The 14,667-nt window shown below is 39.5% G+C and carries 15 protein-coding genes; all 15 read left to right on the forward strand.

Annotated features, from left to right (window positions below):
• Complete coding sequence (gene mreC, locus Q7P05_RS01765; RefSeq protein ID WP_105089430.1) at window positions 1–918, forward strand: rod shape-determining protein MreC; 918 nt, start codon at window positions 1–3, stop codon at window positions 916–918.
• On the forward strand, window positions 915–1,406 hold the full coding sequence (gene mreD, locus Q7P05_RS01770; protein WP_105085900.1) for a rod shape-determining protein MreD: 492 nt from the start codon (window positions 915–917) through the stop codon (window positions 1,404–1,406). The genes mreC and mreD overlap by 4 nt, the downstream gene beginning before the upstream one ends.
• A 23-nt stretch (window positions 1,407–1,429) precedes the next feature.
• Window positions 1,430–3,352, forward strand: a complete 1,923-nt coding sequence (gene mrdA, locus Q7P05_RS01775) for a penicillin-binding protein 2 (RefSeq protein WP_303930182.1) — start codon at window positions 1,430–1,432, stop codon at window positions 3,350–3,352.
• Window position 3,353: 1 nt separating this feature from the next.
• On the forward strand, window positions 3,354–4,277 hold the full coding sequence (locus tag Q7P05_RS01780) for a P-loop NTPase (RefSeq protein WP_303930184.1): 924 nt from the start codon (window positions 3,354–3,356) through the stop codon (window positions 4,275–4,277).
• Window positions 4,278–4,285: 8 nt separating this feature from the next.
• Entirely contained in the window at window positions 4,286–5,389 is a 1,104-nt protein-coding gene (gene rodA / locus Q7P05_RS01785) for a rod shape-determining protein RodA (protein ID WP_005386038.1), read from the forward strand.
• 56 nt (window positions 5,390–5,445) lie between these two features.
• Complete coding sequence (locus tag Q7P05_RS01790) at window positions 5,446–7,329, forward strand: TIGR03960 family B12-binding radical SAM protein (RefSeq protein WP_303930185.1); 1,884 nt, start codon at window positions 5,446–5,448, stop codon at window positions 7,327–7,329.
• Entirely contained in the window at window positions 7,301–7,996 is a 696-nt protein-coding gene (locus Q7P05_RS01795) for a TIGR03936 family radical SAM-associated protein (protein ID WP_363178904.1), read from the forward strand. The genes Q7P05_RS01790 and Q7P05_RS01795 overlap by 29 nt, the downstream gene beginning before the upstream one ends.
• Before the next feature lie 115 nt (window positions 7,997–8,111).
• Window positions 8,112–9,539: an Rne/Rng family ribonuclease gene (locus Q7P05_RS01800; protein ID WP_178884688.1), complete on the forward strand. Its 1,428-nt coding sequence runs from the start codon at window positions 8,112–8,114 to the stop codon at window positions 9,537–9,539.
• A gap of 26 nt (window positions 9,540–9,565) precedes the next feature.
• The gene (locus Q7P05_RS01805; RefSeq protein WP_295825705.1) at window positions 9,566–10,141 is read left to right on the forward strand and encodes a manganese efflux pump MntP family protein; all 576 of its coding nucleotides are present in this window, start codon (window positions 9,566–9,568) and stop codon (window positions 10,139–10,141) included.
• Window positions 10,142–10,345: 204 nt separating this feature from the next.
• A complete protein-coding gene (gene rplU, locus Q7P05_RS01810; RefSeq protein WP_004698652.1) occupies window positions 10,346–10,657 on the forward strand; it encodes a 50S ribosomal protein L21 in 312 nt (103 codons plus the stop codon).
• A 2-nt stretch (window positions 10,658–10,659) separates the two neighbouring features.
• Window positions 10,660–10,974 (forward strand): ribosomal-processing cysteine protease Prp, encoded by a 315-nt coding sequence (locus tag Q7P05_RS01815; protein ID WP_060923972.1) that lies wholly within the window; start codon window positions 10,660–10,662, stop codon window positions 10,972–10,974.
• Between the two features lie 12 nt (window positions 10,975–10,986).
• Window positions 10,987–11,271, forward strand: coding sequence for a 50S ribosomal protein L27 (rpmA, locus tag Q7P05_RS01820; protein WP_004696430.1), 285 nt, complete (start codon window positions 10,987–10,989; stop codon window positions 11,269–11,271).
• Between the two features lie 214 nt (window positions 11,272–11,485).
• Window positions 11,486–12,142, forward strand: coding sequence for an ATP-binding cassette domain-containing protein (locus Q7P05_RS01825; protein WP_303930188.1), 657 nt, complete (start codon window positions 11,486–11,488; stop codon window positions 12,140–12,142).
• Window positions 12,139–12,903 (forward strand): iron export ABC transporter permease subunit FetB, encoded by a 765-nt coding sequence (gene fetB, locus Q7P05_RS01830; RefSeq protein ID WP_105085890.1) that lies wholly within the window; start codon window positions 12,139–12,141, stop codon window positions 12,901–12,903. Before Q7P05_RS01825 ends, fetB begins: the two co-directional genes overlap by 4 nt.
• Before the next feature lie 289 nt (window positions 12,904–13,192).
• Entirely contained in the window at window positions 13,193–14,611 is a 1,419-nt protein-coding gene (gene hydG / locus Q7P05_RS01835) for a [FeFe] hydrogenase H-cluster radical SAM maturase HydG (protein ID WP_227721141.1), read from the forward strand.
• The last annotated feature ends 56 nt before the right edge of the window (window positions 14,612–14,667 follow it).

Genomic DNA, 14,667 nt, shown 5'->3' on the forward strand with positions numbered 1-14,667 from the left:
ATGATACAGTCAGATAAAAAGTTAATTATCGTCGTTGTCATTAGCTGTATCCTATTGGCTTTGCTCGGATTTGCATGGAAACAACGAACTAGTATTCCTTTTGTTACTGTTACTCTTGAAGGCATTACAACACCATTTGCTTATGGCTCTGCTCGTTTACTTGATGGTGTGCAAACAGGTTTCACAGTGCTTAATAATGCTATTTCTGCAACTATTGAAAGTGATGAGGAAGCATCTCGTAAAGCTGCCTTAGAACAAAAGGTAGTTAACTATGATGAGGTAGTGGCAGAAAATATTCGACTTCGCCAGCTTCTTAACTATAAGAGTAGTCATCCAGAATTTTCCATGACATTGGCTGGTATTATTACAAAGGATTACGGTACATGGACAAATACTTTTACTATCGATAAGGGGAGTGAAGATGGGATGGCCGTTAATATGGCTGTCGTTGTACCAAGTGGGGTAGTTGGTTTTATTACCGATGTGTATCCTCATTCCTCTCGTGTGCAAACCATTCTTGACCCGCGTAGTGCAATCGGTGTTATCGTACAGCGTCCTGAATCCCGTTTATCTGGTGTTGTAAAGGGGGATGGAGATTCACCTCGTACACCATCAATGGTAAATATTGCCCGTGATGGCGATGTATTAGTAGGGGATAAATTAATAACCTCTGGGTACGGTGGTATCTATCCAAAAGGATTACCTGTTGGCAATGTACAGTCTATCGAAAATGATACAGAAGGCTTTGTTAAGAATGCCGTTATCACACCTAGTGTAGACTTTTACCGTTTGGAAGAGGTGTTTGTTCTTACATCATCTTCTGTTAGTGCACCACAAAAACCAGGGCTTGAGCCTAAGCTTGTACCTCAAACACAACGAGATCAAGTAGAAGGGGCAAAGGGGGCCGTTAAACCATGACGCGTCTAGCTTTAGTCCTCTGTGGATTCTTAATTTATTTTATACAGGCTCAATTATTGCCTGCTATTTTTCATACGAATTGGTTACCCAATTTAATCTTGACCATCATTGTTATGGTTACTCTTTTTAAAGGGCGTCGTATGGGAATAATGGCCGCTGTTATAGGTGGTATCGTCCATGATGTATTGATATCTAATTTCTTTGGGCTCCATTTATTCCCTTACGTTCTTGTGGTTTATCTATTATCCGCTGTAAAACATAGACTCTATGAAGAACGTTGGTATTGGTCTAGTGCTATTGTAGCGATATGTACCTTGCTAGATGGTTTTATCCGTAGCCTTATGATCTTGGCTAGTGGTGGGGATTTGCATATTGGCTTATATATGTGGCATATGGTTATACCTGTACTGTTTTGGAACGGCGTATTGGCCGCCATCGTACATGGCTTGTTGTGGCGTAAGGATGAACAACAAGATTATATTTGGTAATAATTTGGTAAGGGGGTGAAAGAGTGCTTGAAGGCCTCTATAAACGAAGAAAAACGAGTCGCTTTGATGTACTCTTTTACATTGTAGCGGGCATATTTATAGTGTTAGCATTGCGTTTGTTTATGCTACAAATCTTGGCTGGTGGCTATTATCAAGCCAAGGCGGAAGGCAACCGATTGCGCATGGTACCGATGACTGCAGCACGAGGTGTTATGTATGATCGTAATGGTCAAATTCTGGTAGGCTCTCGACCTGCCTATACTATATCTATCATGCCTACTGGAAAGGCTTTGGATGATGGTGAAGTTGCTAAATTAGCAGCTTTATTAAAAATGAAACCTGAAGATATTACAAAGAAGGTTAATGATCATAAGTATGGCTATGAGCCAATACGTATTGCTAATGATATTTCAATGGACGTAGTAACAACCATTGAAGAGCATCGACATGAATTACCAGGGGTAACCATTGATGTTGAGCCACTTCGATACTATCCATATGAAACGATGGCTTCTCAATTATTTGGTTATGTTGGTGAAGTGAGTGAAGAGGAATTAGAAGAGCTAAAACAGCAAGACCCTAATACACTGGTAAGTGGTGGTACTATTCTAGGTCGTTCTGGCCTTGAGAAATTATATGACTCTATCTTGCGTGGCACTGATGGTGGTAAGCAAGTTGAAGTCGATGCTACAGGTCGTCCTGTAGCTGAGGTAGATAGAAAGCATACAGTACCAGGATCTAATATTCATTTAACCATTGATGTAAACCTTCAAAAGGCTGCTGAAGAGGCTGTTAAGAACCAGCTTAATCAGTTGCGTGCTCAAGGTATTCCGGCACAAGGGGCAGCAGTGGTGGCTATGGATCCTAATACAGGGGCTATTTTAGCTATGGTCAGCGCTCCTGAATTCAATCCAAACTGGTTTGCGAAAGGCATTACAACGGCTCAATGGAATCAGTTAAACAATGATAAAAATCATCCATTTGATAATAAGGTTATTTCTGGTGAATATCCTCCAGGTTCACCGTTTAAGATTATTACTGGTACGGCCGCATTAGACCTTAAAAAGGTTACTCCTGAAGAGATGATCTTTGATAGTGGTAAGCACTGGTTGATCGATAAACGAAATGCGGAAGGTGAAGCATTAGGTTGGCTTAATTTTAATAAAGCACTTGCTAAGTCTGACAATGTTTACTTCTATGAAATGGGTAATCGTGTAGGCATAGAAAATCTCGATAAATATGCTGCGTATTTTGGCATAGGTGAAAAGACTGGTATTAATTTACCGGGTGAGGCCGCTGGCATTATGGCAAGCCCTGAGTATAAACGAAAAGTATATGATGAAGATTGGTACTTAGGGGAAACCTTTGATGCCGCAATTGGTCAATCTTTCACATTGGTTACGCCATTACAAATGGCGGTTATGCTCAGTGAAGTGGCTAATGGAGGCATTAAATATAGACCGTATGTGGTAAGCCGCATCGATAATAAAGATGGCACGCCAAAAGAAATTTTTGGACCTGATAAATTAGGAATTCTACCAGTTCCTAAGAATATTATGGATCTCATTCGAGAAGGCTTGCGTGATGTAACGAATGAGGGCGGTACAGCAGGGGATTTATTTAAAGGATTCCCTATAAATGTAGCGGGTAAAACTGGTACTGCGGAAAACGCACATGGCCGAGATCATGGCTGGTTCGTAGCCTATGCACCATATGATAAACCGCAAATTGTTGTGGTTGCACTCGTTGAACAAGGTAGCTTTGGTGCCGGTTCTGCAGGCCCAATCGTACGAGATGTGTTAGCGGCATATTTCAATGTACCGTTGAATAAAAAAACGAATGATACAAATACTAAAAGTAATAAAGATGCTGCCACTGTAGGCAATACGACGAATGGTCAAAAACCGGAGAAGGCAGTAACTAGTGGGCAACCAAGAAAGGATTAGTATGGGCGAAATCATTGGTGTTGTATCCGGCAAGGGTGGCGTAGGTAAAACGACTGTCACTGCATGCTTGGGTGCAGCCTTAAGTCATGCAGGGCACCGCGTATTGCTCTGTGATGGGGACTTTGGATTGCGCGATTTGGATCTTGTGTTAGGTGTAGCAGATGAAATCATCTATGATGCACTTGATGCGAGTGAAGATAAAGAATATACAGATGATGCTATTGTATCAATTGCAGAAAATCTAGATTTCTTACCGGCTAGTCAAAGTGCGCGTTGGGAAGATATAGGTCGTAAGAAGTATAAGAAATTAGTTCGTCGACTTTGTGATGTATATGACTATATTTTGATTGATGCTCCAGCCGGTATTGGTAAGGGCATAGAGTCTATTTTAGACTTAGTAAATCGCTGTATTGTTGTAACGCATCCGTTGTGGGTATCCTTACGTAATGGAGCGCGCATGATTCAAGTGTGTGAGGAACATAATATTCGCGATTTTGCTATTGCTTTTAATGCAGTACCTACAGATGGTGAAGACATAGACTTATACGATATGCTAGAAGTTCTTCGCGCCGAATATGTAGGGGCTATGATTCCTTATGATGAAGATGTGTTAACCTATACACAAGATGGACAGCTGTTAGATTTAGCTTCTCATGAATTCCGCAATGTATTAGCACCTCTTGTGGACTATGTTGTAACTGGGGATTGCTGGGAAGATTATGATGTACAAAAGCAATTTGATGCCTATGTAGCGAAGAAAAAGGCTGCTACAGAAAAACAAGGTACACCTACTCTTGCTGCAGCTGGTGAGTCTATCTTTGAAGACTCGAATAATGTTCTCTATATTAATCGCGGCGGTTGGACTACTCAGCGTTTATTAGTGCAAGGTAAGCAAAGCTTATGGCGCCGTCGTAAATTGAAATAGGTGATATGATGTGGCGGAAACTATGGAACGATAGCGACTGGGCTATTATCATATGTACTTTCTTACTTGTTTGTATTGGTTTAGCAGCCATTGGCAGTGCAACGCATGTTAATCAAGAGCCTATTGGATTTGGTAGTTTAGTAGTAAAACAACTCATATTTTTCTTAGCTAATGTAGCCGTTGTGATAGGTATGCAGTTTCTTAACTACCATCGCCTAAAGGATTGGGGTAATATCATTTACGCCATTACCCTTTTGATGTTGATTGCCGTTATGGCCGTTGGTACCTCTGCATTGGGGGCCCAACGCTGGATTCAATTGGGACCTATTACGATTCAACCATCAGAGTTTTCTAAATTGCTCATGATTATTTGCATGGCTAAAATGCTAGAGCCTCGTATTGGCAAGTTAGATACATTTAAATCATTAATATTGCCTGTATTATATGTTGGGGTACCTATTGCACTCGTATTCTTACAGCCTGACCTAGGTACATCTCTTGTGTATATTGCTATTTTTGTAGGCATGTTATTTATTTCTGGTATTAGAACAAGACTTATAAAAATTATTGCCGGTACTGGTTTATTATTGATGCCTTTAGGTTGGTTTGTACTGAAAGAATACCAAAAACAACGTATTCTTGTATTTTTAAATCCAGATATTGATCCGTTTGGATCAGGCTATCATATCATTCAGTCTAAGATTGCCATTGGTTCAGGTTTGATTTTTGGTAAAGGTATCTTTAATGGTACGCAAAGTCAGTTGAACTTCTTACCAGAAAACCATACGGACTTTATTTTCTCCGTTATTGGTGAAGAATTTGGTTTTGTAGGCTGTATTATCGTGTTGTTTTTGCTCTTTATGCTGATTTATCGCAGCATTAAAGTAGCCTATATGTGTAATGATAATTTTGGTATGTTATTAGCTACGGGGATTGCTACCATGTTTACCTTTGAGGTACTCGTTAATGTAGGCATGACTATTGGTATTATGCCTGTTACAGGGATTCCATTACCATTCCTTAGCTATGGTGTTAGTGCGTTGACTACCAATATGTTGAGTATCGGTATTTTGTTAAATATTGCTATGCAACGGACGAAATATATTTTTTAAAAACCTATTTTTAGGATTGATTGTGAAAGAAGTCTTTCAGAAAAGACGGAGGATGTATGATTCAATTAGATACGTCATGGTTACAACATGTCCAAAAGCCTGCTCGTTATACGGGCGGTGAATATAACAGTATCGTAAAAGATCACAGTACTGTTGATGTAACAATGGCTTTAGCTTTTCCAGATGTATACGAAGTGGCTATGAGCCATTTGGGCATCAAAATTTTATATGGTCTTGTAAACCGTCGTGAAGATGCAGCAGCGGAACGTGTATTTGCTCCGTGGCACGATATGGAAGAGGAAATGCGTAAGCGTAACATCCCTTTATTCTCTTTGGAAACTCGTACGCCTATCAAAGATTTTGATGTGTTAGCCTTTACACTCCAATATGAGATGAGCTTTACTAATATTTTAAACATGCTCGATTTGGCTGGTATTCCAATGTACGCTAAAGACCGGGATATGGAGTTTCCATTACTCGTTTGTGGTGGTCCATGTGCATTTAATGTAGAGCCTATTGCAGATTTCTTTGATATTGTCTCCCTTGGTGAGTCCGAAGAATGGGGAGATGAATTCATCAATCTCTACAAGGCTGAAAAGGCAAAAGGATTCCCAGGCGGCAAGGAAGCATTCTTGCGTAAAGTGGCTCAAATCCCTGGTACGTATTGTCCAGCATTATACGATGTGGAATATACCGAGCAAGGCGATTTTAAATCTATTACACCGCGCTTTGAAGACGTACCTGCAGCTGTTGAAAAACGCATTGTTGAAGATGTAGAAAATGTTTTCTACCCAACAAAACCTGTTGTACCATTCTTAGATATAGTTCATGACCGTGCGGTACTCGAATTATTCCGTGGTTGTACACGTGGTTGTCGTTTCTGCCAAGCCGGTATGCTATATCGTCCTGTACGTGAAAAGACGCCAGAGCGTTTGCTTCAAATTGCTAAGGATACGATTGCTAACACTGGTTATAATGAAATCTCTTTGATGAGCTTAAGCTCTGCGGACTATTCTAAATTGCCAGAGCTAGTAGATATGCTTATGGAAGAGTTCAAAGACAAACAAGTGAGCGTAAGCTTACCATCCTTGCGTATTGATAGTTTCTCCATCGATATCGCTAAAAAGGTGCAACAAGTTCGTAAGAGTGGTCTTACCTTTGCACCTGAAGCAGGTACACAACGTATGCGCGATGTTATCAATAAAGGTGTTAGTGAAGAGGACTTGTTGGCGGCATGTACAAATGCCTTTAAATCCGGTTGGAATACAGTTAAATTGTACTTTATGATGGGCCTTCCAACTGAAACAGATGAAGATTTGGCAGGCATTGCTGATTTGGCGTACAAGGTGCTTGATTTACATCGTGATATTACAGGTAAACGAAATGGCTCTGTCACAGTGAGTGTATCCTTCTTTGTACCCAAAACACATTCTCCATACCAATGGTATGGTCAACAAGATGTAGAGGAAATCCATCGCAAACAACGGTATTTAAAATCTCTCATCAATAACCGCAATATTTCCTACCATTACCATGATGGCTATACTGGCTATATGGAGGCTGCTTTTGCTCGTGGGGACCGTAGATTATCTAAAGTTCTTGTGAAAGCATGGGAAGCGGGTTGTAAATTTGATGGTTGGACTGAGTACTTTAACTATGAAACTTGGTTGCAAGCATTCGCTGATTGTGGCTTGGATCCAGCATATTTTGCAAGACGTACTCGTGACTTCGATGAGCCATTACCTTGGGACCATTTAGATTGCACAGTAAGTAAAGCTTTCTTAAAACGGGAGTGGGAACAAGCGGTAGAGGCAAACCTAACAAGTGATTGCCGTCGCGGCCCATGTAAGGGCTGTAATGTATGTCCAGAGCTTAATACTGCAATTATTGACTATAAGGAGGGTGGCAGAGTTGAAAAAGTTACGTTTGGCCTTAAATAAGGGTGAAAAATTGCGATTCCTGTCGCACCTTGACTATGCACAAGCAGTAGAGCGTATGATTCGCCGCGCAGAAATTAAAATGGCGTACTCTGAAGGCTTTAATCCACATATGAAAATTAGCTTTTCCTCTGCACTAGCTCTTGGTGTAACAGCTGCAGCTGAATATATCGATATGGATGTTATTGAAGATGATAGTTTAGAGTCTATTATAGAACGCCTTAATCGTGTAGCACCTCCAGGCCTTGAAGTACTAGGTGGTAAAGAAATGCCTGATAAGGTTAAAAAGATGATGGCTATTTGTAACTTTGCCATCTATGAAGTTACAGGCCCTGTAACGGATGAAAATGCCGATTGGGATGCGTTACTAAAGCCTTTTAATGAGGCTCCGGAAATTTCTTACGAAAAGGTAACACCAAAGAAAACTCGTATTATCGATGTAAAAGAATTTGTAAAGGAGCCCATCGTTGCATCTGTGAAAGATGGTATGGTTACTCTTACAATGGGCATCGGTATTTATCCGCAAGGTACTATTAAACCTAGTGAAGTGTGGAACCTTGGTAAAGACCAATATAATTGGCCTATTACAAGTGGCTATGAAATTCATCGTAAAGCGATTATGGTGGAAAACGAAGAAGGTCGTTACACTCCACTGGAAATTAACTACTAATACTCGTTATATACATCTTAACTATTAATAGTCTTTACATAAATCGTAAGAGCTTATACACGTTTAGTGATTTAAGAGACCTATATATTTTATATTGAATGAAGGGAGGGATAGGATGCATAAAATTTTGGTCAATGTTATGCGAGAAGAAATTCGCATGGCTGTTATTGACGAAGATGGGCAGTTAGTAGACTTTGTCTTAGAGCGTACTGATGAGTCTCATATGGCAAATCATATGTACAAAGGTACTGTTAAGAACGTATTAAACGGTATGCAAGCGGCCTTTGTTGATATAGGGGGTTCTCAAAATGCATATTTGAACCTTCAACAAGGGAAAGAACAGAAAATCTTGCCACGCCTATCTGTGGGACAGCAAATTCTTGTACAAGTGGTAAAAGAGGAAATGCTTGGTAAAGGAGCTCGCGTTACAGCTGATGTGAGTTTGGCAGGACGTTTTATGGTGCTTTTACCATATTCTGAAGGCATGCATATTTCTAAGAAAATTACTGATGAAGCAGTACGTGCTAAATTACAAGAATTAGCAGCGCCTTATGTACAGGAAGGCTGTGGATTTATTATTCGTACCGCAGCCGCTAAGGCTAGTGCTGATGAAATCGGTCGTGATATGGAATATCTATGGCGTACATGGCAACATGTGTTAAAACGATTTAAGGTGGCTAAGAGTGGTACTGATCTCTATAGTGATGCGGATTTTTGGTTCCGCCTTGTGCGAGACTATGCGCATCGCAATGTAGGAGAGATTATTGTAGATTCTGATATGGGCGAGTCTCGGTTGCTGGATCTCTTAGGTCATGGGCCTACATCACAGCAAATTAAAGTGACACGTCACCGTGGTAGTACACCTATCTTTAAAGCCAATCATATTGAACCACAATTAGAAGATCTTATCTCTCGTGATATCAATCTACCTTCCGGTGGCTCTATCCGTATCGATCATACGGAGGCTCTCACCGTATTTGATGTAAACTCGGCTCATTACACAGGTAAGTCTAATAAGTTAGAAGATCTAGCTTTTACAGTCAATAAAGAGGCGGCAAAGGAAATTTGTCGACAATTGCGATTGCGCGATATTGGTGGTATTATCGTCGTCGATTTTATCGATATGAAGGATAAGTCCCATCAACAAGAGTTGTTAAAATTGTTGAGCGCACAGGCCAAGTTAGATAAGATGAAAACTGTAGTATGTGGTATTAGTTCGCTTGGTCTTGTGGAGATGACAAGAAAGCGTGCCCGTCAAGGTTTGCAAACTTTGATGTTTGATACATGTCCTCAATGTGGGGGCACTGGATACATGTTGTCAGGCAGAACTGTATACATGCAAATTATCCGTCGTATACGTGAGCTGTTTAAATCAGGTCGCATTAAATCGAATCTAGAAATCGAAGTACATCCAGAGGTAGCCCAATACTTAACTAAGGCTGTCCTTGAGGAGTTAGGTGATTCTATAGGGCGTAAGATTTCGATTGTAGTGAATTCACAAATTAGCCGAGAAGGATATTCTTTGATGGCAGTAGCAGAATAAGTAAGTAGTTTTTATAGGTGAGTTTCGTGTCTGTATTTGAAATTATATTAATTAGTATTGGTCTAGCCATGGATGCCTTTGGTGTATCGATTGGTAAAGGTTTATCAATGCCGGTAGGTGAAAATGGCCGAAAGGTTACATTGGCATTCTTATTTGGGTTATTCCAGTTTCTCATGCCTGTTATGGGATGGCTTATTGGGCGTCAGTTTATAGATATTATATCTGAATGGGATCATTGGATTATCTTCGGTCTTCTCGGCTATTTAGGTATTGCTATGATACGAGAAGGGCTTAGCGATGAAACTGATGAAGACGATGATAAGCAGTTTTTAGGCGCTTGGGAAATGATGATGCTCTCCGTAGCCACCAGCCTTGATGCTATGGCTGTAGGTCTTACTTTTGCTTTTATGCCCATCAATGTGTGGGAAGCCTCTACTATGATAGGGGTAATTACCTTTGGTATTTCTCTTATTGGTGTGTACCTAGGCAAATTTATGGGCCAGTTCGTAGGAAAATATGCAGACATACTAGGTGGGGGTGTATTGATTCTCATCGGTACAAAAATACTTTTACAACACCTCGGTATTATTGGAGAATTTTAGAGGTTTGTATATATATGAAAGTATCATAAACTGAGCTATGTATGTTGAATTTTGTTTGACATAGATAGGTAAATACGATATACTATATCAGTATTAGTTCGGTTTACTGAACTTTGCAATCCGCGTGAAGCAGGTTTAAACGCCCGACCGAAGTTCGGGTCGGGATACCGAATTCAGCGAGTTCGATAACAAGGAGGTGTTCTCATGTACGCAATTATTAAAACTGGTGGTAAACAATATCGCGTTGCTGAAGGCGATGTAATTACTATCGAAAAATTGGAAGCAGCTGCTAACGAGTCCGTTACATTCGAAGAAGTTTTGACTGTAGTGAATGACGGCGACGTTAAAGTTGGCGCTCCTCTTGTAAACGGTGCAAAAGTTACAGGTACAGTTCTTGAGCATGGTAAAGGTAAAAAAATCTTAGTATTCAAATACAAAGCTAAATCCAACTACCGTCGTCGTCAAGGCCATCGTCAACCGTTCACAAAAGTTCGTATTGAATCTATCCAAGCTTAATTATGGTTTCCATTGAAATCCAGCGGAATAGTGAGAATCAAGTCATTGGTTGTCACCTATCCGGTCATGCAGGATATGATGAGCATGGCTTCGATATCGTATGTGCTGCAGTGTCTGCCTTAACGGCAACGGCAATGTTAGGACTTACCCAGATTGCTCAGCAAGAAGGGGAATATACGAATAGCGAAGGTCGATGTGATATGGTTCTCTCTGGTACGATTAACCAGAGTGGACAGGATATTCTGGGGACTATGATCCTTGGTTTAAAGGAAATTAGCCGTCAATATCCAGAGTTTGTCCAAATACACGAAATATAGGAGGTGAACTTAATGTTTACTTTTGATTTGCAATTGTTCGCACATAAAAAAGGTGTGTCCAGTACTCGTAATGGTCGTGACAGTGAATCTAAACGTCTTGGTGTTAAATGCCATGATGGTTCCATCGTAAAGAGCGGTAACATCATCGTTCGTCAACGTGGTACTCACTTCCACCCTGGTACTAACGTAGGTATCGGTAAAGATGACACTTTATTCGCACTTGTGCCTGGTAAAGTAGCATTTGAACGTGCTGGTCGTTATAACCGTAAAGTTAGCGTATACCCTGTAGAAGCTTAATTTTACAAAGACTATTAATCCCTAGTGGTTTTCCACTAGGGATTTTTTTGTTTTCTGTAGTGTGTGTTTGATAGATATATTATAATTAAGCTTAGCATTATCATATTGGTAATGATAAAATAATTAGAATCATTATGCTTAAGAATACTAAATAACTAGCAACAGTGAGTCGATATTTTGCTATTAATATACATATGACGAGATAGGGGGCTTTATGGCGCTGCTAGAATTATCTAACATATCTTATATTGTAAAAGACAAATCTATTATTAGTGATGTATCTTTATCGGTAAATCAAGGCGATTATATTACTATTGTAGGTCCTTCTGGAAGTGGTAAAAGTACACTTTTAAAATTATGTAGTGATCTGATTAGTCCTACATCGGGAACTATTACTTATAATGATCGTCCCTTAACGGCTATAGATCCTGAATCTTATCGTAGAGAGGTGGGCTACTGCTTTCAAAGACCTTATTTGTTTGGGAAAACAGTACGTCGTAATATTCTATTTCCTTATGATATTCGCGGTTTAAAACCGGATATGAGTCGTATAGAATATCTCTTTGATCTACTACATATGCCACTAAATTATATGGAGCGCGGTAATGATGAGTTGTCTGGTGGTGAAATGCAACGAATATGCCTTATTCGGAGCCTTATTTTTGAGCCTAAAGTGTTGCTTTTAGACGAGGTTACGTCTGCCTTAGATGCGACGAATACATCGATTGTAGAAAATGTTATTGATGAGCTTCATAAAAAGGGGATCACCATTATCTCCATTACTCATAATGAAGAGCAAAGCTTGCGTACTGCAAATCGCCGCATCACTATCGTAGACGGTCAATTAGCTAAAGAGGAGGTACTGATATGAGTCAGTTTCAAACTATATCTACTATATCGTTGTGCCTTGCATCAGTGCTAGTTATTATTAGTATGATTATGTCTTATCGACAAGAATTGAAGCTAGAAAAGGATATTTTCATCAGTGCTATACGTGCTACAGTTCAACTATTAGTCATCGGGTTTATTTTATCCTATATTTTTAGTACGGAAAGTCCAATATTTATTATTGGCTTACTTGGATTTATGGCTTTTAATGCCGCTTATAACTCAGCTAAACGAGGGCAAGGGATTCCGCATGCGTTATGGATTTCTTGGTTTGCTATCACCATTGGTGCATGGATAACCTTATCTATTTTATTGGTAACTGGCGTGCTTAGTTTTACTGCGTACCAATTGATTCCTGTTGGTGGTATGGTCATTAGTGGTGCTATGGTAGCCATTGGGCTTTGTTATCGTCAAATGCTATCAAATTTTGAATTGCGTAAACAAGAGGTGGAAATTAAATTAGCCTTGGGTAGTACACCTAAACAAGCTTCGAAAGCGATAGTTCGTGATGTTATAAAGACGGGTCTACAACCTACTGTAGATAGTGCCAAGACATTAGGTATCGTAGCGCTGCCGGGGATGATGACAGGCCTTATCCTAGCAGGCATGCCTCCATTAGAAGCTGTAAAATATCAAATGATCGTTACATTTATGTCGTTATCCACTATATCCATTGCTTGTTTTATTACGTGCCAGTTGTCTTATAGGACATTTTTTAATACTAGAAATCAATTATATAAGTAATTTCTATTAAAATCTTAATAGTAAATAAGGAATTAATTTAATTACATACATTTTAGTCATATTCGATATAGATAATCGATATAAATTAGAAATTCCCATACTATAAAGGTTGCTTCCTCTTATGAGGGAGTAACCTTTTATTATTGTGTGTCAAATTCCTATGTTTTTTAGTAGGAATAGTGGTATACTATGTACAGTATCAGTGAAATACCAGAAGACTGGTTGTCATATACTTTCATAAACCTAAAGAGGGGTGGCATTGCCACTAGAAAGATTTGAGGTAAGTACTATGTATGATGTAAAATCTCCAAAGGCGGAGGAATTTATTTCCCATCAGGAAATCCTTGATACTCTTGCTTACGCAGAGGAAAACAAGGAAAATCGGGAGTTGTTAGATGCTATTTTAGCAAAGGCTGCTACATTTAAGGGGTTAAACCATAGAGAGGCAGCTGTTCTATTAGAATGTCCGTTGCCTGAATATAAGGAAAAGCTTTATGCTTTAGCAAAAGAAATCAAGAAAGCCATTTATGGTGATCGTATCGTTTTGTTTGCACCATTATATTTGTCTAACTATTGTATTAATGGTTGTGTATATTGTCCTTACCATTCTAAAAACCGCGATATTAAACGTAAAAAGTTGACTCAAGACCAAATTAGAGAAGAGGTTATCGCGTTAGAAGCAATGGGTCATAAGCGTATTGTAATTGAGTCTGGTGAAGATCCACTCAATAATCCGCTTGAGTATATTTTGGAATCCATTAAAACTATTTACGGTATTAAAAATAAAAATGGCGAAATTCGCCGTGTAAACGTAAATATTGCAGCTTGCTCTGTTGAGGATTACAAGAAATTACATGAAGCTGGCATTGGTACCTATACATTATTCCAAGAAACGTACAATAAAGAAAATTACGAAGCACTACATCCAACAGGCCCTAAGAGCGACTACGCCTACCATACAGAGGCGATGGACCGCGCTATGCAAGGTGGTATTGATGATGTAGGCATCGGTGTTTTATATGGTTTAGAACACTATAAATACGATTTTGTAGGCTTATTAATGCATGCTGAACACTTAGAGGCTGTATTTGGTGTAGGTCCACATACAATTTCTGTACCTCGTATTTGTCCAGCTGATGATATCGATGTAGATGATTTCAGTAATGCTGTACCTGACGATATCTTTGAGAAAATCGTTGCTCTTATTCGCGTATCCACACCGTATACAGGTATGATTATGTCCACCCGTGAAAGCCAATCTATGCGTGAACGTGGTTTGGCATTAGGTATCTCCCAAATTAGTGGTGGCTCTCGTACTAGCGTAGGTGGCTACAAAGAAGAAGAAAAACCAGAAGATAATTCTGCTCAATTTGATCGCAGTGATACACGTACATTAGATGAAATTGTAGATTGGTTACTAGACCTTGGATATGTACCAAGTTTCTGTACTGCATGCTATCGTGCAGGTAGAACAGGGGACAGATTCATGGCCCTTGCTAAATCCGGTCAAATCCACAACTGTTGCCAACCAAATGCATTGATGACATTAAACGAATACATCATGGATTATGGTGATGAAAAGACTAAAGCTCATGGCGCTAAAGTTATTGAAGAACAGTTAGAAAATATCAAAAATGACTTAGTTAAAGATAAAGCGAAAGCTTATATTGCACAGATGAAAGACGGCGAACGAGACTTCCGGTTCTAAGTGATTCACTGATCTAGAACCTCCTATTGATAATGGGAGGTTCTTTTTTGTTGAGA

It is taken from the genome of Veillonella dispar, from assembly GCF_937975875.1.
Taxonomy (GTDB): domain Bacteria; phylum Bacillota; class Negativicutes; order Veillonellales; family Veillonellaceae; genus Veillonella; species Veillonella dispar_B.

What these genes read in the sequence shown, in the direction of transcription:
- Q7P05_RS01800 (WP_178884688.1), top strand. Translation starts at nt 8,112, where the DNA reads ATGCATAAAATTTTGGTCAATGTTATGCGAGAAGAAATTCGCATGGCT.
- rodA (WP_005386038.1), top strand. Translation starts at nt 4,286, where the DNA reads ATGTGGCGGAAACTATGGAACGATAGCGACTGGGCTATTATCATATGT.
- Q7P05_RS01780 (WP_303930184.1), top strand. Translation starts at nt 3,354, where the DNA reads ATGGGCGAAATCATTGGTGTTGTATCCGGCAAGGGTGGCGTAGGTAAA.
- fetB (WP_105085890.1), top strand. Translation starts at nt 12,139, where the DNA reads ATGAGTCAGTTTCAAACTATATCTACTATATCGTTGTGCCTTGCATCA.
- Q7P05_RS01790 (WP_303930185.1), top strand. Translation starts at nt 5,446, where the DNA reads ATGATTCAATTAGATACGTCATGGTTACAACATGTCCAAAAGCCTGCT.
- mreD (WP_105085900.1), top strand. Translation starts at nt 915, where the DNA reads ATGACGCGTCTAGCTTTAGTCCTCTGTGGATTCTTAATTTATTTTATA.
- Q7P05_RS01815 (WP_060923972.1), top strand. Translation starts at nt 10,660, where the DNA reads ATGGTTTCCATTGAAATCCAGCGGAATAGTGAGAATCAAGTCATTGGT.
- Q7P05_RS01825 (WP_303930188.1), top strand. Translation starts at nt 11,486, where the DNA reads ATGGCGCTGCTAGAATTATCTAACATATCTTATATTGTAAAAGACAAA.
- rpmA (WP_004696430.1), top strand. Translation starts at nt 10,987, where the DNA reads ATGTTTACTTTTGATTTGCAATTGTTCGCACATAAAAAAGGTGTGTCC.
- rplU (WP_004698652.1), top strand. Translation starts at nt 10,346, where the DNA reads ATGTACGCAATTATTAAAACTGGTGGTAAACAATATCGCGTTGCTGAA.
- mreC (WP_105089430.1), top strand. Translation starts at nt 1, where the DNA reads ATGATACAGTCAGATAAAAAGTTAATTATCGTCGTTGTCATTAGCTGT.
- hydG (WP_227721141.1), top strand. Translation starts at nt 13,193, where the DNA reads ATGTATGATGTAAAATCTCCAAAGGCGGAGGAATTTATTTCCCATCAG.